The organism is Grimontia sedimenti (assembly GCF_011045095.1).
In the GTDB taxonomy this organism is placed as follows: Bacteria; Pseudomonadota; Gammaproteobacteria; order Enterobacterales; family Vibrionaceae; genus Enterovibrio; species Enterovibrio sedimenti.
The window spans coordinates 40009-64776 of sequence record NZ_JAALDL010000014.1; the positions used below are offsets into that span (position 1 = coordinate 40009).

Consider the following 24768-nt stretch of genomic DNA (forward strand, 5'->3'; position numbering starts at 1 on the left):
GCTCGGGCGGCTACAATGCCGCCCGATTTCGTGTAATGGGCAATAAAGATGAAGCAGTATGATGTAGTGATCATTGGCGCAGGCGCAGCAGGCCTGATGTGTGCCGCGCAGGCAGGTAAGCGTGGTCGCAATGTGCTGGTGGTCGATAACGGCAAAAAACCGGGTCGGAAAATCCTGATCTCCGGCGGTGGCCGTTGCAACTTCACCAATTATGATGTCTCAGCTGCTAACTTCGTCTGCCGTAACAAGCACTTTCCGAAATCTGCACTGGCGCAATACAGCCAGTGGGATTTCTTCTCCATGGTCAACGAATACGGCATTGCGTGGGAAGAGCGCGAGCATGGCCAGCTGTTCTGTATCGATTCTGCCAAAGACATCGTTGAAATGCTGCTGAAAGAGTGCGACCTGCCGACCGTTGAACAGCGTTACCGCTGCGATGTGCATGATATCGAAAAGACAGAAGACGGCTTCACCCTGAAGCTGGATACGGACACGGTAAGCTGCCAGTCACTGGTGGTGGCAACCGGTGGTCTTTCCATGCCGAAGCTCGGTGCCACCCCGTTTGGCTACCAAATCGCCGAGCAGTTCGGGCTGGCACGTATACCGACGACTGCTGGTCTGGTGCCGTTTACCCTGCATGACAAAGACAAAGCGGCGTTTGCTGATTTGTCCGGTATCGCGATTCCAGTGACCATCACCACCGAAAGCGGCGTGCTGTTTAAAGAAAACCTTCTGTTTACACACCGCGGTTTGTCTGGCCCTGTGGTCCTTCAGGTGAGCTCTTACTGGACGCCGGGCGAGAAAGTGGAGGTTAACCTGCTGCCGGACTTAGACGTGGTGGAAACCATCAACGCAATGCGTGACAAGCATCCGGCACAGAGCCTGAAAAACAGTTTGGCGCGACTACTGCCAAAGCGTCTGGTGGAAGCCATGATCGAACGTGGTGACATTCAGGATAAGCCTCTTAAGCAGCTAAACCCGAAAGACATTACCGCGCTTGGCGATTACCTGCACCAGTGGCACATCGCGCCGAATGGTACCGAAGGCTACCGCACAGCAGAAGTGACGCTGGGCGGCGTGGATACTGATGAGCTTTCGTCGAAAACTATGGAAACCAAGAAAGTCCCAGGACTCTATTTTGTCGGTGAAGTGATGGATGTGTCCGGCTGGCTCGGTGGCTACAACTTCCAATGGGCCTGGAGCTCAGGTTGGGTAGCAGGGCAGCATGTTTAAGCTGTGTAGTGACAATAAAGTTTGCCCGTAAGAATTAAGCTAATTAGCTTAATGTATTGAATTTCATTGGGTTCAGTGTGGGACACGGTAGAAAACTTAAGTCGCTAGAAGATTACCAGCGAGCTCTAAAGGGCAAATATGGTATTGGAGAAGGTTCCTCATATAAGCCCTGGTTGAGGATTCAAGACGTCAAGTCTAAAGGTAAACGTTCGTTAATCTATGGTAGGAAATCTCGAAGAGACCACCATATGATGTCTTCAATAGAAAGTGAATATTTTTATCTCGCTGAATTTTCAAATAATGTTCTTGATATCCGGGAACAATTCCCCCTCTTACCTCTCAATTTCACGCAGAAAATTGCGAAAAACTTAGGTGTAGAGCACCCAAAGCACCCTGAAACGAAAGAGCCGATCATCATGACAACGGACCAGTTGCTCACGATTGACTCTCCTCAAGGAAAGACATATCACGCAGTTTCTGTAAAGCCTGAAAAAGACTCAGACAATAGACGAGTGCTAGAAAAAATAGATATCGAGCGAGTATGTTGGGAGTTACTTGGCGTTAAGTTCAGATACTTTACAGGTAATGAACTAACCCGGATTCAAAGTAGCAACCTTCGCTGGGCGACATCCCCATTTCGTGAAAGCGCAATGAGTTTTTCTTGCGAACAGATTGATCATGCTCTTTGTGAAACTGCTGTTGGACAGTTTTTTATTGAAGACCTATGTAATCGACTAATTTCCTTGGAGATAGCTTCTAACGAAGATGCCTTACTATTAATTCGCTATCTCATTGCAGAGAAGCTAATCGATGTAGATTTGTCGGTGAATATCCCTGAGTCTGGTCTGATTGACATTAAGTTTGTAACTCAAAGTTCGAGGGAGAATTTGTATGGAGCTTCCTAAGAATGGCGTTTGGACTATCAAAGATTCCGACTTGGTTGAGGATGGTTAGTATCGTGTATTAGACATTCTGAAGGATGTTGAGTGCGTCATTCTCTACCCTCTTATGAATACTTCAATAACGGTAAGGCCTCTTGCGGTTTCATTGGATGGTTTTCTTGAACTCGTTTTGAACCGCAAAGCCAAAAAATCAGAATATGTGTTACCAGCTCACCTTCTGGCTGATGAAGAGAGCATTCCTGAGGAACACATTGTTCGTCGAGATAAAAACTACAACCTTGTCAAAGGTATAGTTTCAGATAGAAGCTTCATTTTTGATTATGCTACCCAAAAACGATCACTTCAGCTCGCCAAATACGCCAAAAAAGTCGGTGTGGAACGTAAGTCTTTAGCTCGATTGCTGACCAAATACTGGCGATATGGACAAAACAAAACGGCCCTGCTACCGGCGTTTTCAAAAAGTGGAGGACCAGGCAAAGAGAGGACCCCAAACTTTAAGCCATTAGGAGCACCAAAGCAGCGAAGGACTATATCTGTAGAGAGATCTGCCAAGTTTATAGTGAGAGAAAAAGACAAACGTCATTTCAAAAAAGCTATTCAAAAGTACCACCTGAAAGAGTCAGGACTCTCGTTGGCAAAAACCTATGAAAATTTGCTGAAGGATAGCTATTCCAAGGAAGTGGTTTTTGCTATCGCATGCGAACGAGCACCCTTGGTACCCACTCTTAGGCAGTTCAGATATTGGTGTGAAAAACTGTTTAGCCGGGAGCAAATTATTAAAGAACGAACGTCGGAGAATGGCTATTTAAGAAACAAACGGGGAGTATTGGGGAGTATTACCGATAGAAGCTACCTACCAGGTACTCACTTTGAAATTGATGCGACAGTTGCCGATGTACATATCGTCTCTGAGTTAGGCGCCCAGTATGTGTTGGGGCGACCAACAATTTATATTGTGGCGGACAGAGCGAGTCGAATGATCGTTGGTATGCATGTATCCCTCTATCATGCTTCGTGGCGCGCGGCACGGCAGGCGCTGGTAAATTGCTTCTTACCAAAGTCGGCTTATTGCAAGAGTTTTGGTATAGATATTAAAGACTCAGAGTGGCCCTGTGCACATATCCCAGCAGAGTTAGTTTGTGATAATGGAGAGATGATTGGTGTAAAGCCAAATGAAGCGCTGACACCGATGACCGAACTGTCGTTTACGCCACCATATAGACCTGACTGTAAGGGAGTTGTAGAGAAGCGATTCGACATTCTCAACAAAGAAGTGATTCATGAGCTGTCTGGTACAACAAGAGGTGGGCAGGTCATTAGAGGGAGTCGAGACCCAAGAAAAGACGCAATTTATACCCTCAAAGAAGTGACAGCCGAGATCATCAAAGCGGTACGAGAACACAACAGCTCGATTCTTGATAATTTAGCTTTTTCTAGCCCATTTTTAATAGAAAATGATTTGACGCCTACCCCACTTAACTACTGGAAAATCCACATTTCCAAGCACAAACATGAGCTTCAATCAGCAAATAGCGATGAAGTGATCGCTAGATTACTCCCCTCAGCAGAAGTCAGTATGACACGAAGCGGAATCTACTTTAACGGGATGTACTACTCTTGCGCTGAAGTTGAAGAGCTCAATTTAGCCTCTGTTGCTAGGTCATCGGGACAGTGGAGACTAGAGGCCCGAATTGATGAAAATACCACTAACTATATCTATGTTCGGTTAGACAAAAATAAAGGCTTTACGCGATGCCACCTTTTGCCTCGGAGTCGAATGCTGGCTAACAAATCTATGTTTGAGTCGGCTTTCATCAAAGATTGGCTAGACACCAAAAAAGAGCTAACACCAATCACTACGACCTCAATTGAAGATCACAAGCATCGGCAGGAGGTAACTCGTAACGCCAAGCGCAGAAATACGGACGCTGAGAAAGTAACGTTTAAGGATAAAACCAGCAATATCCGTCAGCGCAGGAAAGAAGAACTCTCAGCGACCACTAATGCGCTTGCATCATCGCTGGGAGACTCAACGAGGGACGAAACGCTAAAGCCCACCTTCAATGATGACAAAGTTATCTCACTACCCAAAGGTAGGAAAAGAAGAACGGGGCGAGGTGAGTAATGAGAGTGGAACAAGCCGTTTATCGGGATGCTATATTGCCAGAACATCAAGGCAACCCGCTTATTGAAGCACTTCCTCCAAAGCTTCCTTGGGAAGAGGTGATGGAAGTATTTAGTCATTACCCTGAATATTCAGAAGAAATAGCCGATCATCCTGACCCTTTAGTTCGTGACGAATACCTAAATCGCATTGAGGAAATCAGGCAGCCGCTGACTGATTATCAAATGTGTTTTAGGGCTGTAGAAAGAGCGATAAAAAAAGGTTATTCAACGAAGAACCCTCTTACCCCAACAACTGCTCAGTACCTACATTACTTGGTAGATGAAAGGCCTGATATTGAACCCAGAACAGGGTTCTTTGAGCCAAAGGGAGATGGGCTCACGCTCATTGGGGATAGTGGTGTTGGCAAAACATCAATGGTTGAGCAAGTGCTGGGATATTTTCCCAATGTTATAGAACACAGCGCCTATCAAGGTAAATCACTAGTACTTACAAAACAGGTCGTTTGGATAAAAGTAGATTGCCCTAGCAATTCTAGTGTCAGGGATTTGTGTGAAGAAATACTGTCGACGTTAGACCTCACTCTTGATAGAGAAAAAACAAAACCCGCAGGAACGATTGGTGCCCTGGTTCGGCAATTGGAGCAATGCATAAAAGTTAGTTTTCTTGGCATGCTAGTGATTGATGAAATGCAAAACCTTCAATTCAAGCGAACCGGTGGAGAAAACAACTTGCTCCGTTTTTTACATCGTTTAGTCAATAAGCTTGGTGTCCCTCTTTTCTTTGTCGCCAATCCCCCCTTTGATGTGTCGCTAGTGAAAGAACTAAAAGCTGCCCGTCGCGCTGAAAGTGGTTATCACCACACCATGTCTGTGTTGGGTCGGAAAAGTGTTTCCTGGAATGCGTTTGTTGAACAGCTTTGGAACTACCAATGGACCAAGGTTTACACTGAATTGTCTGATGAGCTCAATGATGCCCTCCATAGGCTTTCTGTCGGTAATATAGATATGGCGAGCCGCACATATCGAGAGGCGCAACGATTAATTATTGGTTCGTATGATGAGCGCATTACCGTTGCGACTTTAGAATCCGGAAATCAAGTGGCTTGTGGGCTATCAAGACAAACCAATGAAGTTAAAGAGCTTCGAGATGAACTGGTTTTGCCTAAAGGGAAGCAGCGTAAGGTGAGAAAAGCTGAAAAAACGGCAGTAACTAAAGTCGATAAAACAGGCGATATTACGAAGCCACAACATCCCGAATTTGCCTCACAACTTATAGAGCTTTTAGGTGCAGTAGATTTACATAGTCGGATTAAAGACCCAGATCTTTTCCAACAAGCGGCTGATGCTGAAAATCCACTACAGTATTTGCGAACAAAAGGCGTGCTACAGGACGATCCGTTCTCAGAATTGTCCTAAAATTATCGTCATCACTTCAGCAAGAGTGGGGCAAACGCAGTGCTCCCAGCAAGGTTGCCTGGTGAATCGCTTTTTAGTCGGATCTCACGAGGGCATGCGATATCGGGGTTAACCAAAAGCCAATACCTAGAAACGGTACTCGGCAACGGACGCTTGCGCGTCCACCCCTTCCTCGCTGCAAACATTGGCGTCATTACTTCACTTACCACTGAAAGTAAGAAAGACCTTATTCGACATCAAACGTTGTCTCCTCTTTTTGCTTACTTCTTACCGCAACACCATGACTTGCTGTATTCATCTCAATCTTCACTGCAGCAGGTTACTAGGGCCTGTCAGTTTTCCGCTTGGAGAGGAAACGAAGCGCTGTCAGTTAAAAGTTGCCCGTTATGCCTGTGTGAAGATATCCGTGAACACGGTGTCAGTTATTGGCATGTTGTTCATCAAATCCCGGGAGTAGAGGCTTGTTACAAGCATGGTGTATGGCTTTGTTATCACCCCCTTTCTGGACGTTCCCACCTGAATGAAGCCCCCTTTCTTTTGCAAAAAGTGAAGGTGTTACGCCATGCAGCCAAACAGCAATGAACTTTGCCAAGTTTGCAAAGAGAAGGTTTAACGACATAAAAAAGTACCCGTCTGAAAGTACGGGGGACTATCTTGAGTGCCTTGAGAAAAGTGGTTTTGTAACCAGCGCTAGATCTATCAGGACAAAAGAACTGGTAAGCCAACTTACAGATATTTGCGTCGATATTTTGCCCATCGATAGTCCTTACATGCCGCCGTTGTCTCGTGAAAATCAATACTGGTCGTCGGTGCTTCATGGAAAATATAGCCAGCCTCCCTTTAAGCACCTCGTATTGGAATTTTTGTTAAATCGAGACAAAGGTACACACGCTTCGCCGCCCACAATCATGCCAGCTACTCAAACCGACAACATAGAAACACATTGCCTAGCTCTGCTTGAACAGGGACTATCACTTTCAGAGGTGGGGCGACAGATACTAAAAAGTCGATGCTATGTGAAAGGCGTTGCGATGAAATTTGGTATCAACCACCACCTCAAACCCAAAAAAATCACCCAAGCTATCCAAGAAAAAATTAAAGCGTTGGCTTATAAAGGATTCCACCGAAAGGCAATTGCAGAAGCACTCGGTTTTTCTACGGGGAGTGTTGAGATGATTATTTCAGCAACCGAAGGGCTGGTTGATTGGCGCAAGCAATGTCGATTTGAATCTAAAAAGCGTCGCTACAAATGCCAAATTCTGAGATTTACACAAAGTCATCCAAATGCGATTAGGCAGGACATAAAGAAGCATTGCGAGGCAGCCTTCTTCTGGCTATATCAGCACAGACGAGAATGGTTAAACGCCAACCTACCAGCTGCTAATAAAACGGTGCATATCGATAGAGTAGATTGGGCAGTAAGAGATGCAGACCTTTCTCTCCGAGTGAGCGCCTTGTTGCTCAAGTATGAAATAGCCAGCCGCACCGAATTAGACCGCATACTGGGTTCACATGGCTGGCTTATTGCCAAAAAAGACAGACTGCCTAAAACGATGAATATTTTGAAGCAATTCAAGCTTATTTGACCTTCCGCCTCTCTGTTTCCCCCCTTAATTGGCCAGCGTTCGTGTCTCATTGTGGATGAAAGTTTGTTCAAACTGCGTACAGCCTTTGAATTCAGTCGTAGTGAGAGAGTCATCAATGCAGTAAAATTAGGTACAACTTTTCATGCATTCAGACATGACCTCTCGACCAATTCAAAGAGAAACCAAATGCTAACAGGCAAAATTCGTAATCAAATCGACCAAGTATGGGAAATGTTTTGGACAGGCGGTGTCGCTAACCCCATTTCAGTGATTGAGCAAATCTCCTACCTACTGTTTATCCGTCGCTTAGATGACCTACAAAAGACCGCCGAGCGCCGCAGCCAAGCAACAGGTTTACCGTTGAAGAACCCAACCTTTTTGGCCGATGAGCAAGATCTTCGCTGGAGTAATTTCAAAGATAAAGACCCAGACGTGATGATGGAAATCGTCCGTGATCGCGTATTCCCTCTTATAAAAACGCTGCAAAATGAGGGGAGCTTTGCCGAGCACATGAAAGATGCGATTTTCATGATCCCATCTGCCAAGCTTTTAGATCAGGTGGTGCAGTTACTGAGCGCCATCGACATGAACGACAAAGACACCAAAGGCGACCTTTACGAATACCTGTTGAGTAAGCTTCAACAGTCAGGTGTGAACGGTCAGTTCCGTACCCCGCGTAACATCATCCAAATGATGGTCGAGCTAATGCAGCCAAAAGTGGGTGATACCATTTGCGACCCATCATCAGGTACCTGTGGCTTCTTGATGGCCGCTGTGGAGTATGTTGAAGAGCATCATGCCAAAGAAGTGAACAAGCCTGAAAACCGTAAGCATTTTAACAATGAGATGTTTACTGGCTTCGACTTTGATAAGCACATGCTACGCATTGGTGCCATGAACATGCTTTTGCACGGGATTGAAAACCCAAGTGTGCATTACCGTGATAGCCTGCAGGATCAAGGCAATGAAAATATCTCAGAAGCTTACAACCTGATTCTTGCTAACCCTCCGTTTAAAGGCTCGGTTGATTTTGACATCGTAGCGCCTGACTTACTGCGTGCGCTGGGCAAAAACCCAATTGCCAAGAAAGCAGCGCCTAAGTTCAAAACTGAAATTGATGAAGACGGTAACGAAATTCAGGTTGAGGTGAAAAAGAAAAAGCCGACTGAAAAATCAGAGCTGCTTTTCCTTGCCCTTATCCTTCGTATGCTGAAAGTCGGTGGCCGCGCCGCGGTTATCGTGCCGGATGGTGTTCTCTTTGGTTCCACAAAATCTCACAAGAGCGTTCGTGAGAAAATCGTCAATGAGCAGAAGCTGGAAGCAGTAATCTCATTACCTTCAGGTGTATTTAAGCCTTACGCAGGGGTAAGTACCGCCATTCTTATCTTCACCAAAACCAACAGTGGCGGCACAGATAACGTCTGGTTCTATGACATGAAAGCGGATGGTTACTCACTGGATGATAAACGCACTAAATTGTTCAAAGAGGGTGATGAGCCAACCCATGAACAAAGCAATATTGCAGATATCATTGCTCGCTTTAAAACGCTAACTAATGAAGACAGCACGCCAAACAGCGATAGCCCAGAATACAAGCGTAAGAAAACTGAACAGAGCTTTATGGTTCCGGTGGCTGACATCACCAATAACGACTTTGACCTGAGCATTAGCCGTTACAAAGAAGAGGTGTATGAAGAAGTTCAATATGATGCGCCGCAAGACATTCTACAGCGAATCAAAACGTTGCAAGAGAAGATGGCCAAAGGTGTATCTGAATTAGAGGGGTTGCTGAAATGAGTTGGCCTTCGGTTGAACTAGGCTCAATAGCTAGCTTTATCAATGGGTTCGCATTTAAGCCAGAGCATTGGGAAAAGGAAGGAAAACCAATTATTCGTATCCAGAACCTAACGGATACTTCCAAAGCGTTTAATTACACCTCAATGTCGGTTCCTGATAAGTATCATGTAGAAGGTGGTGATCTGCTTGTTTCGTGGTCTGCAACGCTAGACGTTTTTGAGTGGAAACGAGAGAGTGCTCTCTTAAATCAGCATATTTTTAAAGTCGTTCCTGATCATGACAAAGTGAACAAGGATTACCTTCGTTTTGCTTTAAAAAATGCCATCTTATCAATGCTTAAGTTTACTCGTGGTTCAACAATGAAGCATGTGAATCGAGGCGACTTTTTAGGGACTACAATCCCACTCCCCCCATTAGAAACCCAAAAGAAAATCGCTTCGGTACTGGAAAAAGCTGACCAACTGCGTAAAGACTGCCAGCAAATGGAGCAAGAGCTAAACAGCCTAGCACAGTCGGTGTTTATCGATATGTTTGGTGATCCTGTGACGAATCCGAAGGGTTGGGATTTTAGCGAGTTAAAAAGTTTCATCGTCAACCTCAGAAATGGAGTGTCGCCATCAAAAGACGGTGAAGTCGAGTCCAAAGTTTTGACTTTAAGTGCAATAACCCAGGGCAATTTCAATGAAACTCATTGTAAAGTTGGCTTATTTAATTCACCTCCTGATGAATCAAAAAAAATCAAAAAAAATGACTTTCTGATATGTCGAGGGAACGGAAACAAAAATCTAGTTGGGAGAGGTGTATACCCCACGGATAGTCGCGATGATTTGGTGTTTCCCGATACTGTTATTGGTGTGACTCTCGATTTGAAGCGTCTAGATATCAGGTATATGAATACGCTTTGGTCTAACACTTTTTTACGCGACCACATAGAAAGTGGCGCAAGAACAACAAACGGCACTTACAAAATTAATCAGAAGGTTATCAGTAGTGCTCCCATCATGTGCCCTCCAGTCGAATTACAGAGACATTTTGGGGACACGATAGAAAGCGTAAACAAACTCATTGCACAAAATCAAAATCAGTTGCGCGAATTTGACGACAACTTCAATGTCCTGATGCAAAAAGCCTTTAAAGGCGAGCTAAGCCTCTAACTAATTCCAACAAGAATGATTATGTAAAAAGGAAATTCAATGTCAGATACGGCTAATTCTTCACCTCGCGCTGAAGGCACTAATTTTGGGTTTATGGACGTTGCCCTTCATGGTGGCAGTGATGTGTATTCCATGCGTTGTGCTGAGATTCAAACTCGTGCAATAAGTGCTGAAAGCCATATCAAAACTGATCCGCGTATTGCGGGCTTTTATGCCCGTAATGCCTTGGAGCTAATGGTTGAAACCGTATTTGACATTGATAAGTGGATCTCACGCCCTCGGCATGATGCGACCTTAATGTCGCTGATTCATGACAAGGGCTTTAAGCAAAACCTGACGACAAACCTTTTCCCTAAGCTCAAATTGGTTATCCAAGTTGGTAATGAGGCAGTTCACAGTAAGACGACACTGCCGCAGCGTGATGCATTACAAGCAGTCAAAGAACTGCATCATGTCCTGTATTGGTTTATCCGCACCTACACCCCTGATTTTGGCAATAGAGAGTTCGATCGCAGTAACTTCGTCGTTCAGCCCTTTGATGAAGCACTGATCCCTCAGCATGTAGTGATAAGTGCTGAAGTGGCGACAAAAGCACTCAGCAGTATTAAAAGGGTCAAAGAGCTTGAAAAGCAGCTGGAAGAGAGTGACAAAGCTGACCGTGATATCTACCTGCAACAGCTGAAAGATAATGAAGCGCTGAGAGCTGAGAATCAGGCTTTGCTGGAGAAAATCGAGCAGGCCAAACAAAACGCTGAGAGTGTCGACGATACCCACGATTACAACGAAGAAGAAACGCGCACCTATCTGATTGATGTCTTGCTGGATGAGGCCGGTTGGAAACTTGAGCATAAACGTGACCGGGAGTATCCCGTATCGGGTATGCCAATCTCACAGGCGAATCCAAACGGTAACGGCTTTGTTGATTACGTATTGTGGGGCGATGACGGTACAGCATTGGCGGTTGTAGAAGCCAAGCGTGCTCACCGCCGCGCTGAAGATGGCCAGCAACAAGCAAAACTCTATGCAGACTGTTTAGAAAAGCAATGTGGTGTACGCCCTGTAATCTTCTACAGCAACGGCTATGAAACCTACCTTTGGGACGACTATTTTTACCCTCCTCGTCAAGTTCAGGGCTTCTACAACAAAGACGAACTGGAACTGATGATCAGGCGCCGCAAAGAACGTAAACCTTTCTTTGAAAACGGCAATCCAGGAAGCAACCTTGTCATTAATAACAACATTACCAACCGCCATTACCAGAAATCGGCAATCACCAAGCTACTTCAAGATTTTGAATTAGAGCATGAGCGTAAAGGACTGTTTGTAATGGCAACGGGTACTGGTAAAACCCGTACCGTTATAAGCCTTGTCGATTTGTTAGTGAAAAATGACTGGGTGAAGAATGTACTATTCCTTGCCGACCGTAATGCGCTGCTGACTCAGGCAAAAAAGAACTTCGTTAAAGAGCTTCCACGAGTCAGTTGTTCAATTCTCGACTCAAGTCAAAGCAAAGACAGCATTAATAGCCGTTTATACTTTTCGACGTATCCAACCATGAAGAACTTACTGGACCGTGCAGCTCATGAACGTCCGTTTGGTGTTGGTCATTTTGACTTAATCGTGGTGGATGAAGCGCACCGTTCGGTGTACTCAAAGTATCGCCAGATATTTGAATACTTCGACGGTTTCTTGGTTGGTCTTACGGCTACACCCAAAGATGAGGTTGAAAAAGATACTTACGGCATTTTTGACCTGCAGAAGGGAATGCCAACCTACGCCTATGAAGACGAAAGTGCTTATTCTGAAGGTTATCTTGTTCCGCCGACCAAAATCTCTGTCGCCACTAAATTCCTCCGTGAGGGTGTGAAGTACAAAGACCTTTCAGAGGAAGAGCAGGAAGAGTGGGAAAACAAGGCGGAATTAGAAGATCGTGATGAAGTCTTGCCGTCAGAGGTAAACAAGTTTCTGTTCAATGAGGATACCGCTGAAAAGATGTTTGCTCAGTTAATGAGTAAAGATGAAAACGGAGGTATCCATGTTGAAGGTGGTGATGTGATTGGTAAAACCATCATCTTCGCTGCGAATAATGACCATGCCGTTTTCCTCGAGAAGATGTTTAACAAGAACTATCCGAAGTGGGCAGGCAAGCTCGCACGCGTCATTACCTTCAAAGAAACGTATGCCCAGAGCCTGATTGATGAGTTCTCTGGTGATGAAAATGAACGTAAGGACTTTGACCCTAAAAACCCGACCTGTCGAATCGCCATTTCAGTAGATATGCTCGATACGGGGATTGATGTACCTGAAGTGGTTAACCTGGTGTTCTTCAAAGTCGTCCGCTCCAAAGTGAAGTTCACGCAGATGATTGGCCGTGGTACCCGTTTGTGTGAAAAGCTGTTTGGACCTGACGACGACAAAGAGACCTTCAAGGTATTCGACTACTGTCAGAACTTTGAATATTTCGATGCCAACCCTGAAGGCTTACCTACCAGTGTGGTGAAACCTGTCACTCAGCAAGTGTTTGAGAAACGTGTGTTACTCAGCACAGTGATCAAGAGTAAGTTGAGTGATGAAGTATTTCGCGAGCGAAACCCGGAAGACTGCGAGCGTTATGCCGAATTAAACCGTTACCAGCTTGATATGTTGCACCACCTTGTTGCTGGCATGAATCTCGACAACTTTATCGTCAGACCCAAGCGAAAGGCGGTAGAGCCTTTCTTAGAGCGAGAGTACTGGGACGATATCGACGACGCGAAGTTTACTGAGTTAGAGAGCCATATATCCGCACTACCAAGTGAAGCTGAAGCGTTTAACGCTGATGAACAGCTCAACCACATGTCTTATCGCTTTGATAACTTGGTGCTCTCCATGCAGTTAGCATTGTTAGAGAAAGGCATGCTGCCAGAATCCAGCCGTACAAGAGTGATAGAGTTTGCCGAGCAGCTAGAAGCGAAATCGACCATTCCTGCGGTGCAGGCTCAGCTTCAACTCATTCAAGATATACAGACGCAAGAGTTTTGGCAGGACATTCATCTGGTTACGCTCGAAGACATGCGCCGCCGGTTGCGGAACTTAATGTTTGCTCTGGATAAGGAGCAGAAAGAAAAGGTTTACACCAATTTCAAAGATGAAGTTCAGGGTATACACGATGTTACGCCGGTTTACAGTAATCCAAGTGTTGATTTAACCCAGTACCGTAAGAAGGTCGAGTTATATATTCAAGATCACCAAGACCAGCTAACCATCCAAAAGTTAAAGCGTAATAAGCCCATCACACAAGCTGATTTAGACGTTCTAGAAGGCTTGCTGTTAGATGCGAGTGGTATGGTTGACGTAAAGGCCTACCGTGAAAAAATCTTGCGAGAAAAGCCGCTAGGAACATTCATTCGTGAGCTGGTTGGTTTGGATTTGAATGCCGCGAAGGAGGCATTCAGCAGCTTCCTTGATAAAGAGTCTTACAGCGCTGAGCAAATTCAGTTTGTTAACCAAGTCATCGACTACCTAGTCAACAACGGCATCTTAGATATGTCGCAACTATTCGAACCTCCTTTCACCGACAACCACGGCGAGAGTGCCTATGGCTTCTTTGATGAAGGCACCGTTGTAGAGCTGTTTGGTGTTATCCGCAAAGTAAATGCAAATGCGGTGGTTGAAGAAAGTCAGAGTGCTTAGGTTCTGATCGCCCACTAGTCAGTTACGAAGAGTTGTGTCATTTGGTTATTTTTCTTGAACTGCAAAGTTGAGACTATTTTGTTCTTAAAAATCATTATGGTATGCGCATGTTAGAATAATGAATTAGTTGAAAAAATAGAGCTGGACTACCTCCAAGATGAGTCACTCCATAGCTGGATATTCCGCTATCTTCTAGTAGTAGGCGTGTCTGACTTCTCTTCTTTGATCGCAAATGACGGTAGCTGGGTTTCGATTCCTAGCTTCACTGAGAAATTCTCTATACCCAAAACTCGGTTCGATGATGGCGATTTGTTGAGATTCCTAAGGCGCTCGGGAGTTGGATTAAAAACAGCTGACTGGTTTGATAACCCAATGGTCTTTTTGGAGTTAGTTGACTTTGTTTTTTCTGGAAGCCTCCGTTTTAGTCGCAATAAGGGAAAATACCCTATCCGTTTTTGCGAACAATGCATCCAAGAATCGATAAAAACGCATGGATTTGGTTATTTCAAATCGAGTTGGCTATTTCACTTTGAGTGTGGTCTACACCGAAAACCACTTTTGGCGCTGCAGCCAACAGGTAAGAAAGAGGCAGCTAGATTGGCCATATCTGCTATCTCGGGGAAATTTCCGCGTCTTAGTGGTGTGTACTCAGATATCAATGAACCTAAGACACCTGAAACGTTAGCAGAAGCATTTCATGTGATGCCATGTTTGTTGTTCGACTTTTATATGTGGGCGTCAAAATGGCGAGGAGATAACTATCTAGGTAAGGGGTACCTGGATTTTTACTACAAAGATGGGCGAAGAAAGCCGATCTCAGATAGGTATCTTCACTCCGAGTATCATAGGTACAAAACCGAGTATCCCATGCAATTTGGTGAGTTTCTGAAACAGAGGGCAGAGATAAAAGCGCATTGGTTTCGCATAAGCAGGGGGCAGGCTCAAAAAGAGATGCTATTGAAGAGTAATCAGTATAATTGCTCTAAATGTACACGATGGATGATCATAGATTCCTGTCCAGCCAAACCCATAATATCCCGCCGATTAGAGCCTAGTCATTTATCATCTAAACCCCTGAATTTTTGCGACGAACTCTTAAAGAATCGTTTGATTTACTTAGATAGATAGTTTTGAGCAAAGCTCTCGCTATTTACCTTTAAAGCAAGATTTTAGTGCATTGATTGAGTATCTAACAGAACTCTCCATGCTCTACCTTTTTCAGTAATTCCCGAATCATTTCAATGCCTACAAAAGTATCTAGCCAAGTGATTGGCTGAGTATTATCCAGTGCCGGGATGACCTCTTTGAGCCAGTATCGGGCTAGCTGATCATTTCCAAATACTTCTTGGCAATAGGCATATAGATCCACGATCGCTAGGAGATGCTCAGTTTCTCGAGGAGTCAATTTAACGGGAGTCACAATAGCTTTGAACTCCCCGTACTGTAAGTCAAGCAAGGTCGCGAGCTCTTCGAAAGCAATACCAGTTATATCGGATGACTTGTAAAGATAAGCTCTTTCGATCCCGTCTCTAATTACAGTCAACTCTTGAACAACCGACAGGCTCTCTTCAAAGCCTAACTTGTGAAGCGCTGAATGATACATTTGACTTTTACCTCAGTTGTCTAGAACTTGAGCAGGTGATGTTTCGTTATTCACTTAACAATAAAAACAATGAGCGCCGTTTGCTAGGGGATAAAACGATGAGTTCAAGTGACGAACCGCAAATGGTTACGAATCAAGAGAACATATTCGAGAAGCTAAAACGCAGAGTGGGTAGCCATCCCATTGGGGCTGCTGTTTTATTTGTATTTGCGTTGGTTGTTGGCGGTCAGCAGTTTCTAGATGCAATAAATGGGTTGGTTAGCGGTCTATGGCCTGATGTTCCTGTCGTAAACTTTGCCGAAGAGACTAATTACTTGGATGGGTATAAAAACGACTTTATACAATCAAACTATGAGGCTGCATACAATTCTTATTTAAAGTCGGCAAACATGGGTAACCCCTACGCTGGGGCTGCATTGGCACGCCTAATTTCGCAGAGCAAGACCGGGGTTGGTTTATTGACTAAAGCTAGTTATTGGGGAGAAAAATCGTTCAACACACTCTCCTCATTGTTGGAAAAAGATAATACTGAACCATTAGCTATGTACTGGGCTGCATATCTTCTAGGTGACGGTATTGGTGTTCCACAAGATCAGCTGAGAGCTTTCAAGTTAACTGAAAAGGCAGCCTTTATGGGATTAGGCCTTGCCGAAAATCAACTGGGTTTTATGTACGACAATGGTATTGGAGTTCAGATAAACCGTACGGAAGCTAAAAAATGGTATTTGCAAGCTGCGTCAAAAGGGCTACCACTTGCTCAATATAACTTGGGGATAGTATACGATCTTGGTGAAGTGGTCCCTGAAGACAACCTAACGGCTATGGCTTGGTACTTAAAAGCCGCAAAACAAGGCTACCCCCCCGCGATGACTGACCTTGGAGTCATGTATGAAGTTGGCGAAGTTACTGATGTGGACTATGAAGAAGCGTTTCGTTGGTATCGCGAAGCAGCCTCCAAAGGTGATGAGTCTGGGCAGTATCACTTAGGCACTATGTATGAAAATGGATTTTGGACAGATGCTGATGTTCAGAAAGCTATAGAGTGGTACAAGAAAGCGGCTGAAAAAGGACACATAGATGCTTTTACTGCACTGGGGAATATATATTACTTCGGAAAAGGGGTAGATAAAAACGACTCTTTTGCGGTCGCCTACTTCCGTAAGGCTGCTCAAAAGGGAGATCGAATATCTCAATATTATCTTGGTTTGATTTATAGACATGGGCAGGGAGTTGAAAAGAGTGAAGACCTTGCTCTGTCTTGGTATTTAAAGGCTGCTGAAAATGGACTTCCAGAAGCTCAACTTAGTGTTGGTGTCTTTTACGACAATGGTATTGGAGTGAGGAAAGACGTTGAAACTGCAGCCTCATGGTACAGACAAGCCGCGGAACAAGGCAACTCTGAAGCACAGGCTTTCTTGGGCAACATGTACGATTTTGGCGAAGGAGTTGAAGAAGATAATAGGGAGGCTCTGCGACTATACGAATTAGCTGCTTCTGCTGGGGAGACATATGCTTTATTGATGCTAGGACGAATGTATCTGGCTGGGGATGGTGTTGAAGTGGATCTGGAGCGTGCTGAAGAACTTCTCACACAAGCAGCCGATGATGGTTTTCATGCGGGAAATTTTTATCTTTCAACACTTTATTTTGATGAGAGTACCAATAAATATGATCCTGTTAAGGGAGAGGCGAAACTTCGTAAAGCAGCAAACCATAAAAATCCTTGTGCCTTAAACAACTTAGGTGTGTTCATGAGAAAGCAGGGAAAGGTGACAGAGAGTATTCATCCTACTTACCTCGCCGCAATGACAGGGTCTGATTCGGCGCTCAAAAACATTGAGTACCTAGATGGCTTGGGCTTAGTCGATTCAGATAAAAGTCAAAAGTTAGTAGAAGCTCTGCAGGAGTTGGCTTCAAAAGGAGACTGGCAAGCTAATGTGACCTTGGGCCAATGGTTTGCAAAAGGTGTTTTTGTAGAACCAAGTGCATTGAAGTCTGCAACCTATTTCGCAGAAGCAGGCAAGTTGGGGGATAAGGATAAGGTGCAAAACTTGATGGCGAGTAATTTCTCGTTGGTAGCCCCAAGCCTTAAGGTCTGTTCGCCATAGTGAGTCCTGTGGGCAAACTTTATTGTCTCATTCTATCCTTACGGGCAAACTTTATTGTCACTACACAAAGCTTTATTGATGAGTTCATAAAAAAAACGCTCCTTCATATTCGGCGCGTTTTTTCGTTCTGCCTTGACTGCCATCTAGAAGTTATTTGTGCACATGTAAGAGGCAATTTGACCCGACGCCTGCCACATAGAGAAAACCAGTAGCTTGGTGGTGGACGATAGGGGAAAATTTATTTTAATCAATGTGTTTGACTCTCCCCTATAGGGTAGACCTTATCGTAAAACCTCAATCATCAAAGCAAAGAGGTTTACGACGTGAAAACAGCATTTATTAGTGGTGCAACATCGGGTATTGGTCTGGCTTTCGCCAAGCAACTTTCAGCTCAGGGCTACTCGCTCATTCTGCATGGACGAAACGAAGCTGTTCTTGCCACGCTAAAGGAAGACCTGCCAAACGTTGTGCTGACTCTTCAGGCGGATTTGAGTTACCCCGAAGAATTGCGGGGGCTTATCCAACAGCTATGCGACTACCCTGCCAATATCGATGTTGCAATAAACAATGCCGGATTTGGTCTCTATGGTGAGCATTTGTCTCTAAATGACGCAGACATTGAAGCCATGCTCCACCTTAATGTCACCGCCATGACAAACCTGACGCAGTATTTTGCGGGCAGAATGGTTCGGCAAGAATCCGGACATATCTTAAACGTTGCGTCCACCGCCGCTTATCAACCCCAGCCATTTCTTGCCGCTTATGCTGCCAGTAAAGCGTATGTTGCGAGTTTTTCCGAAGCGTTGGCGATGGAACTCAAACCCAAGAATGTTCAGGTCACTTGCCTGTCTCCCGGCCGCACAGATACGCGTTTCTTTAATTTTGAAGGTAGTGAAGACAAAGCCTCAGAGGCGGGCGTGTTTTCGAAGAAATTCAGAGCAAGCCCTGATGGTGTGGCTACATTGGCGTTAAAGGCATTATTTGCCGGGAAAGTTCGCGAAATTCCTTTTCTAGGCAATAAAATTTACGTGTTTCTCAATCGGATCTTGCCAAGAAACAAGGTACTTAATATGTATTATCAAGCCATGAGAAATGCGTAAACCTAGCTTTCATCGACCAGTGATTCGAGCAAACAGGCGTTGTAATGGGCAACGCTTTGCTCCAGTTCGATCAGGCCTGCCAGCTTCTGCGCAATGGTTTCCTGCTGTTGGAGCAATAGCTGTCGCTTCTCGGTGATTTTCTGCGTCAGTAAATCCATCGGCACCAGCCCCTTTTCGGTTTTTGCCTGAGCAATATTTTTTAGTTCACTGAGTGTAAACCCAAGCCGTTTAGCCAACTGGATCATCGTAAGCACATCAAGGTAAGAGTTATCGTAAATCCGGTATTTCTCTTTTCGCTGGGGCGATTTGATAAGACCAATTTCTTCATAATGGCGGATGGCTTTAATGCTGACGCCAGTTTTTTTTGATAGTTCACCAATGTACATATAGAGCCTTTTGAGTTTCCAGTCGTCAATACTGCTGTAGCTTTAAACCTATGCATTCTTTGTAGTTCATATGTAAAGCTCCGTCTTGGATGTACCGTTTAAATCTAATGGGTCGATGGCGATCCTTAAACCCGATGGAATCATTAAAAATAAGCAGACTTTCAGAGCCATCACCGTATCTAACACTAAATGCACCTCCGCTTTCTACCAGTGTGATGGTGCAGAAGAAATCAAGGCTGTCCTCAGGAAGATACTTGAGTAGCTCTTTTCTATCTTCCTCTGATAATGGTATTCACCCGTTGCTAGTTGAAGGCTAAATGTTGCCTTATCGCATTTGAATTGGGCAGACAGAGGCTTCCCAGATAACAGGCACGTGGCAAGCTTGTCGACTTGCCCTGTGTCGTATTGAGAGATAGCAGCAGCGGCTTGCGTGAAATCTGATGTGAAAATAAGGGAGGCTTCTATGCCTGGTACGTTGCCATCTATAAAGTATGTCCCCTTTTCCTCGTCGTTATCAACGTGAGCGCTGAGTGAGCTTGATTTCAGTAGGCGGGTTAGCATCGGTAGCGGAAAGAAAACGTCTTTTCGCAACGCCTTGACAAATCTCAATAGGTCCGACGCCGAGCAGCAGATAGCCCCCGCGCTGAAAGCGATATTGAGGAGAAGCTCCGTTTGTTCGACATATCCTTCTTCGCCATATTCATGACCACAGGCCTCGGTCGTAAAGCGGGCGGTTTTCATCACCGCCGGGTCGAAAATAAAGGTTTGAGTAAAGGCTTCCCACGGCATTTCAGCGACGCGCTCGATAAGTAACCCGAGAAGAAAATAGCAAGAGTTTGAGTACACAGGCTTTTCGAGCACTTCCACTCCGGTTTTCAGTTGAATATGGGTTTCAATATCTTTCTTCGTTAGCATTGATAGGTTTTTGCCTGCGTCATAGCTCTCTTTGACGTAGTCCCCGAATGAAACCCGGTGAGATAAAACATCTAATATCGTCGCGTCTGGGGGGAGCGGGTAGCGGTCATCATCTTCAAAATAGGCGCAGACAGGATTGGTTAACACCAGCTTTTTTTGATGAGACAGAATCAATATACCGACAAGGGTAAAGAGCTTAGTGATAGAACCGATGGGTAAGGATCTTGGTGAGGGGGATTCTTTCAACGACAGTATTGATGAGTCTGCTGAAAAGGTAGCGGCATCTCCTAAAAACGCATCACGATGCTGAAAGATTGCAGCAAACTCGGCGGTAGTGGAATCCAGTTTATTTCTTCCGTCAGGAGTCATTCCGGCTGTGCCCTTGTATCGCTGTAATACTCAGCTAATAAGGTAGTGTAAAGGAATGCTCGCACAATGGTGATGTGTTTCCCGTTCGAAGCACATCACCAACGGTACGGTATTTCGCTAGCGCAGAAAGAACTTAAACATCACTTTCTGCCACCACTTACCATACGGCGGTGCCATCAGCTTTCCAGGATTCAGCTTGCCACGCTGGAACACGGTTTTGGCGTGACTGAAAGTGCGGAAGCCTTCAATGCCGTGATAATGCCCCATACCTGAGGCGCCAATGCCGCCGAACGGTGTGTCATCCACCGCAACCTGCATAATGGTGTCATTCACAGCGATAGAGCCTGAATGGGTATGCCTAATGGTGTGCTGGATGAAGTTCTGATCGAGCGTCATCAGGTACAGCGCTAATGGACGAGGTTGGTGGCGAAGTGCATTAAGCACATCATGCACATCTTGATAGGTAATGATTGGTAGTAGTGGACCGAAAATTTCCTGCTGCATGATGGCGCTGTCTTTCGGTGGGTTGATCACCAGATGAAGCGCCATTTTCCGCGTTTCAGGCAAGATCGCCGGGTCAGCCAGTGGGATGGTGGTAATGCCGCGCTTGTCGGTGTCTTCCATCAAACTTGTCAGACGTGAGAACTGACGCTCAGTCACGATGGCGGTGCGGTCATCACTTTGAATGCCTTTGGGATAGGCTTCATTCCACTTCACACGCAGCGCTTCGACAAACTCTTCCAGATTGTCTTCGTGCACAAACACATGATCCGGCGCGACGCAGATTTGCCCGGCATTGAGGTTCTTACCAAACAGCATACGCTCGGCTGCGAGCATGGGGTCGATGTCCGGCCCGACAATCACCGGAGATTTGCCGCCAAGTTCCAATGTCACAGGCGTCAGGTTTTCAGATGCCGCTTTCATCACTTTCTTGCCGACTTCGGTCGAGCCGGTGAACATCAGGTGATCAAACGGAAGCCTGGTGAAGGCTTCTGCCACTGAGACATCGCCTTCCACGACGCAGACTTTATCGTCATCAAATACTTCGGCCAGCATGGCTTTAACGGCCTGTGCAGTCAGAGGCGTGAACTCACTCATCTTGAGCATCACTCGGTTTCCCGCGGCAATTGCTGTCATCAGTGGAATGAGGCTCAGAGTGATGGGGAAGTTCCACGGTACGATAATGCCGACCACGCCAAGCGGCTGATAGTGCACTTCAACTTTGGCAGGCGTCAGGAGCAATCCCGCGGAGCGGCGCGATGGTCTCATCCAGCGTTTCAGCTTGCGCTTGGTGTAATGCAGCATTTGGAAGCAGGGAAGGATGTCTGCCATCAGTGAATCAGTGCGGCTACGATGCCCGTAATCCTGAGACAGGGCATCGACGATGGTGTCAGCGTGCTTTTTCAAAGCCTTTTGAAGATGCTTCAAATCCCGAATGCGCTCTGCGTAAGCGGGATCGGGATCTTGGGTGGTCTTAGCGACCAGTTTGGCAAATTGCGATTCCAGTTCGCTGATCTGCTGCTCAGCAGGGATACCAGTTGTCATCGAAACCACAGTCATCAGAGCATCCTTAATATCAAATTACTTACTTAACATTAAGGTCTGACCAGGTTCTGCGCAAGTTTCTCTATCACAGCTTTTGTAACGATTGATGTTGTCTATCCGCTTCAAATACTTGCATAAATCTATCGAAGTATTGGCCTACTGCCACCGCGTTCTCGGTTTCTCCCATGGCCTCCATCAACACCATCCCGACCTCGCAGGTACAAAGGGAACCTTCGGGCTGATTGCGGCGCAGGGCGTAGCGGGTACTGAGCCCTTCAGGCAGTGTCACCATAGGCACATCTTCAAGCCATGGGCTTTGGCGCAGCATCTTCCGCGCCTGCTGCCAGGTCGCATCGATAATGATGAAGTGAATCGGCTTGGCTTCCGGTTTGGACGTCGGTCGGCTGACTGCTTTTTCGAGCGCAACAGCCCCTTCACCGGGAAATACCAGATACGGCTGCGCAGCCGGGTCGGCAAGCAGTGTGAGTAATTCCAGTGGCGGCGTTTTGCGTTGCCAGACGTGGCGCCTGCAATACGGCAGCGCATTTTCCAGCAGCTGACCTGTGTTAGTAGCGCGTCCGGTTTCTGTTTCGTGCATCAATAGCTCGATACGCACTTGGCTATCGAGCTTTGGCACGGCCTCGCACAGGCAGTTGTAGTGAAAGCCGCAAGATGGGCAGGACGTTGGCTTTTCTGCCATTCGGGATACCTTTTCCATTTATTTCAGCTCAACACCTTCTTGCTGAGGATAAATGCCGTCAGCGAAAAGGTAAGGATCGGCGCTGTCTGGCAACAGTACTTCCGGCGCCACTGAAGGGTTGCCCGGATAGCGTTTGCCATTAAATTCCAGCACGCGGGAAGAGGCTTTTGCCCCGCCACCGCCAACCGGCATGATGAGATCGTGCCAGCCGTTGCTGGTGGATTGGCTCATTTGAAACGGCAGGTGAACCAGCGTGATGCGGCTGTTGAAGCGCCAGACATTGCTGTCATTGTTAAACACCAAAAGGGTACAGCCGCCTGTGCCACACCAGTCGGTGAATATCATCAGCTCATCCTGCAGGTCACCGTTGAGATCCTGTGTCAGCCAGCGATAGCGGGTGCCCGCCGCCTGCTTAACACCTTCCTCGCCAAGATATGCCTTAAAAGCCGCGTCAACTTTCTCGTTGAAGTTGGCAGAGCCTTCCACACCAACGGAAATGACTGGCTGCTGGTTGCCGACCATCAAAGAGAGCGCGAGTCCCTCCGGTCCCAGGCTGTATTCGCGGCCGTTGATGATTTCCTTTTCGGCTTTCAGGGTAAAGCCGCTGCGGGTGAAAAGGCGCTCACTGAGCAGATATTGTCCCTGATGGCGGGTCATCATCACCTGAACCTTGCTATCGCTGACCTGTTGCCAGATACCGGTTTCCACAACCGCATCTTCGCCTGCCTGCTCATAGCGGGTTGTGGCCGTGTGGTCGGGATTGAGCACTAAGGTGGTGGTGAGTGACTGGCCGCCGAGGTTGGTCATGCCCTGATAATCGCCGACCCATCCGAGCGTCGGGTCGTCCGCCGAGAGTGTCGCGCAGCCCGTCAGGGTTTTGTTGCCTTTGGTGAAGGTTGAACGCCAGCCGTAAATGCTGTCGCTCATGGTGTCATTGCAAAGTTCTGGACGAAGCGTGAGGGTCGCGCCATTGGCCTGATAGATTCGGGCTGCGGGAGAAATATCTCGGCCGGTTAGGGTGAATGTCTCCGCTTCAAAACCGAGTTGTTGGTAATTGAGCGTATTACCTTCTAAAGACACTGACCAGAATGGCTCATTGCCGGACGCCATGGTGCGGTTTCGCGCTTGGTTGCAGCCATCGATTTCTGCCGACATCAGGTTCAGTTGAGTCACCTTGAACGTTGCCGGATAGTCTGCTGCAAAGCCATCCATCGCGGGTTTTACGAATTCGCCAATCACTTCGCCATACACACTTTGGTAAGGCTCCATGGTCAGCGCCTGACCTTCTTTATTGAGCAAGTCCGGCAGTTGCAGCCAGTATTGAGTGTTGCTGCCACAAGGTGTGATGGCGCGGACCTCATGGCCGAGGGTGACTTCACCACGCAGCATAAAGCGCTGGGGTTGAATTCCTGCCACTTTGGCAATCTCCTGCTGCGGGTTTAAATCGTCAGAGTTACCGAGTTCGACCGGGCCTGATGGTGTTTGGCTGCAGGCAGAAAGCAAGGCGGCAGCGGAGAGCAGACCCAGCACGTGGGAAAGGCGGCGTTTTTGGATAATCAACGGAGATTCCTCTTCTCATTCAAAGCCCAACGGGGTACAACTTTGGAAAAACCAAAAGCTGAAACGGGGAAATTATGGCGTATTGGCTGATGAAAACCGAGCCCGATACCTTTTCTATAGACACCTTAAAACAACAAAAGGTCTCTTGCTGGGAAGGTGTGCGAAATTATCAGGCACGAAACATGATGCGTGATGGGATGAAGCTTGGCGATAAAGTGTTTATCTACCACTCGTCTTGCAAGGATGTGGGTGTGGTGGGTATCGCCGAAGTGGTGAAAGAAGCTTATCCGGATCATTTCCAGTTTGACCCGGAAAGCGCCTATTTTGATCCCAAGAGCTCACCGGACAATCCCCGTTGGATCATGGTGGATGTGGAATACCGCCAACATCTGAAATATGTCTCTTTGGCTCGCATCAAAGCGAATCCGGCACTGGAAGAATTGCCACTGGCAAAAAAGGGAAGCCGCCTGAGTATCATGCCGGTGACTGAAGCGCAGTGGGATGAAATTATCGCGATGTCGGAAGGCGGGTTTAAGCGTTAGATAAGAAAACGGCAGCGAGGGGGAGCGCTGCCGTTTGGCTATCTACTTAGCGG

Annotated in this window: 18 protein-coding genes; 12 read left to right on the forward strand and 6 right to left on the reverse strand. The window is 46.3% G+C overall.

Annotated features, from left to right (window positions below; all coding sequences use genetic code 11):
- The first annotated feature begins 48 nt into the window (after nucleotides 1–48).
- The 9 genes from G5S52_RS17205 (at nucleotide 49) to G5S52_RS17245 (ending at nucleotide 13887) form a co-directional block, all read left to right on the forward strand.
- Nucleotides 49–1233: a BaiN/RdsA family NAD(P)/FAD-dependent oxidoreductase gene (locus G5S52_RS17205; RefSeq protein ID WP_165016501.1), complete on the forward strand. Its 1185-nt coding sequence runs from the start codon at nucleotides 49–51 to the stop codon at nucleotides 1231–1233.
- A 248-nt stretch (nucleotides 1234–1481) separates the two neighbouring features.
- Nucleotides 1482–2138 carry a TnsA endonuclease N-terminal domain-containing protein gene (locus G5S52_RS17210; protein WP_235956354.1) on the forward strand — a complete coding sequence of 219 codons (657 nt, stop codon included), beginning with the start codon at nucleotides 1482–1484 and terminating at the stop codon, nucleotides 2136–2138.
- 142 nt (nucleotides 2139–2280) lie between these two features.
- Nucleotides 2281–4260, forward strand: a complete 1980-nt coding sequence (locus tag G5S52_RS17215) for a TnsB C-terminal domain-containing protein (RefSeq protein WP_235956356.1) — start codon at nucleotides 2281–2283, stop codon at nucleotides 4258–4260.
- Nucleotides 4260–5678, forward strand: a complete 1419-nt coding sequence (locus G5S52_RS17220) for an ATP-binding protein (RefSeq protein WP_165016507.1) — start codon at nucleotides 4260–4262, stop codon at nucleotides 5676–5678. Before G5S52_RS17215 ends, G5S52_RS17220 begins: the two co-directional genes overlap by 1 nt.
- Nucleotides 5679–5717: 39 nt before the next feature.
- On the forward strand, nucleotides 5718–6260 hold the full coding sequence (locus G5S52_RS24365; RefSeq protein WP_368737482.1) for a TniQ family protein: 543 nt from the start codon (nucleotides 5718–5720) through the stop codon (nucleotides 6258–6260).
- Nucleotides 6257–7264, forward strand: coding sequence for a TnsD family Tn7-like transposition protein (locus G5S52_RS17230; RefSeq protein WP_165016512.1), 1008 nt, complete (start codon nucleotides 6257–6259; stop codon nucleotides 7262–7264). The genes G5S52_RS24365 and G5S52_RS17230 overlap by 4 nt, the downstream gene beginning before the upstream one ends.
- Before the next feature lie 186 nt (nucleotides 7265–7450).
- Nucleotides 7451–9061 carry a type I restriction-modification system subunit M gene (locus tag G5S52_RS17235; protein WP_165016515.1) on the forward strand — a complete coding sequence of 537 codons (1611 nt, stop codon included), beginning with the start codon at nucleotides 7451–7453 and terminating at the stop codon, nucleotides 9059–9061.
- Nucleotides 9058–10215 (forward strand): restriction endonuclease subunit S, encoded by a 1158-nt coding sequence (locus G5S52_RS17240; RefSeq protein WP_165016518.1) that lies wholly within the window; start codon nucleotides 9058–9060, stop codon nucleotides 10213–10215. The genes G5S52_RS17235 and G5S52_RS17240 overlap by 4 nt, the downstream gene beginning before the upstream one ends.
- A gap of 39 nt (nucleotides 10216–10254) precedes the next feature.
- Nucleotides 10255–13887: a DEAD/DEAH box helicase family protein gene (locus tag G5S52_RS17245; protein WP_165016521.1), complete on the forward strand. Its 3633-nt coding sequence runs from the start codon at nucleotides 10255–10257 to the stop codon at nucleotides 13885–13887.
- 1189 nt (nucleotides 13888–15076) lie between these two features.
- Here G5S52_RS17245 and G5S52_RS17250 read toward each other — a convergent pair.
- Complete coding sequence (locus tag G5S52_RS17250; protein ID WP_165016524.1) at nucleotides 15077–15490, reverse strand: antitoxin Xre/MbcA/ParS toxin-binding domain-containing protein; 414 nt, start codon at nucleotides 15488–15490, stop codon at nucleotides 15077–15079.
- A 38-nt stretch (nucleotides 15491–15528) separates the two neighbouring features.
- On the opposite strand from G5S52_RS17250, the gene G5S52_RS17255 reads away from it, so the two are divergent.
- Both G5S52_RS17255 and G5S52_RS17260 read left to right on the forward strand, forming a co-directional pair.
- Nucleotides 15529–17598, forward strand: coding sequence for an SEL1-like repeat protein (locus tag G5S52_RS17255; RefSeq protein WP_165016527.1), 2070 nt, complete (start codon nucleotides 15529–15531; stop codon nucleotides 17596–17598).
- Nucleotides 17599–17921: 323 nt separating this feature from the next.
- Nucleotides 17922–18698 carry an SDR family NAD(P)-dependent oxidoreductase gene (locus G5S52_RS17260; RefSeq protein ID WP_165016530.1) on the forward strand — a complete coding sequence of 259 codons (777 nt, stop codon included), beginning with the start codon at nucleotides 17922–17924 and terminating at the stop codon, nucleotides 18696–18698.
- A 2-nt stretch (nucleotides 18699–18700) separates the two neighbouring features.
- On the opposite strand, the gene G5S52_RS17265 is transcribed toward G5S52_RS17260, so the two are convergent.
- The 5 genes from G5S52_RS17265 to G5S52_RS17285 form a co-directional block, all read right to left on the reverse strand.
- Nucleotides 18701–19084 carry a MerR family transcriptional regulator gene (locus tag G5S52_RS17265; RefSeq protein WP_165016572.1) on the reverse strand — a complete coding sequence of 128 codons (384 nt, stop codon included), beginning with the start codon at nucleotides 19082–19084 and terminating at the stop codon, nucleotides 18701–18703.
- A gap of 204 nt (nucleotides 19085–19288) precedes the next feature.
- Nucleotides 19289–20368, reverse strand: a complete 1080-nt coding sequence (locus tag G5S52_RS17270) for a serine hydrolase domain-containing protein (RefSeq protein WP_165016575.1) — start codon at nucleotides 20366–20368, stop codon at nucleotides 19289–19291.
- A 117-nt stretch (nucleotides 20369–20485) separates the two neighbouring features.
- A complete protein-coding gene (locus G5S52_RS17275; protein ID WP_165016578.1) occupies nucleotides 20486–21928 on the reverse strand; it encodes a coniferyl aldehyde dehydrogenase in 1443 nt (480 codons plus the stop codon).
- Nucleotides 21929–21998: 70 nt separating this feature from the next.
- Complete coding sequence (locus G5S52_RS17280; RefSeq protein ID WP_235956358.1) at nucleotides 21999–22631, reverse strand: tRNA-uridine aminocarboxypropyltransferase; 633 nt, start codon at nucleotides 22629–22631, stop codon at nucleotides 21999–22001.
- Complete coding sequence (locus tag G5S52_RS17285; RefSeq protein WP_165016581.1) at nucleotides 22632–24173, reverse strand: COG3650 family protein; 1542 nt, start codon at nucleotides 24171–24173, stop codon at nucleotides 22632–22634.
- 74 nt (nucleotides 24174–24247) lie between these two features.
- On the opposite strand from G5S52_RS17285, the gene G5S52_RS17290 reads away from it, so the two are divergent.
- The gene (locus G5S52_RS17290; RefSeq protein ID WP_165016584.1) at nucleotides 24248–24715 is read left to right on the forward strand and encodes an EVE domain-containing protein; all 468 of its coding nucleotides are present in this window, start codon (nucleotides 24248–24250) and stop codon (nucleotides 24713–24715) included.
- The last annotated feature ends 53 nt before the right edge of the window (nucleotides 24716–24768 follow it).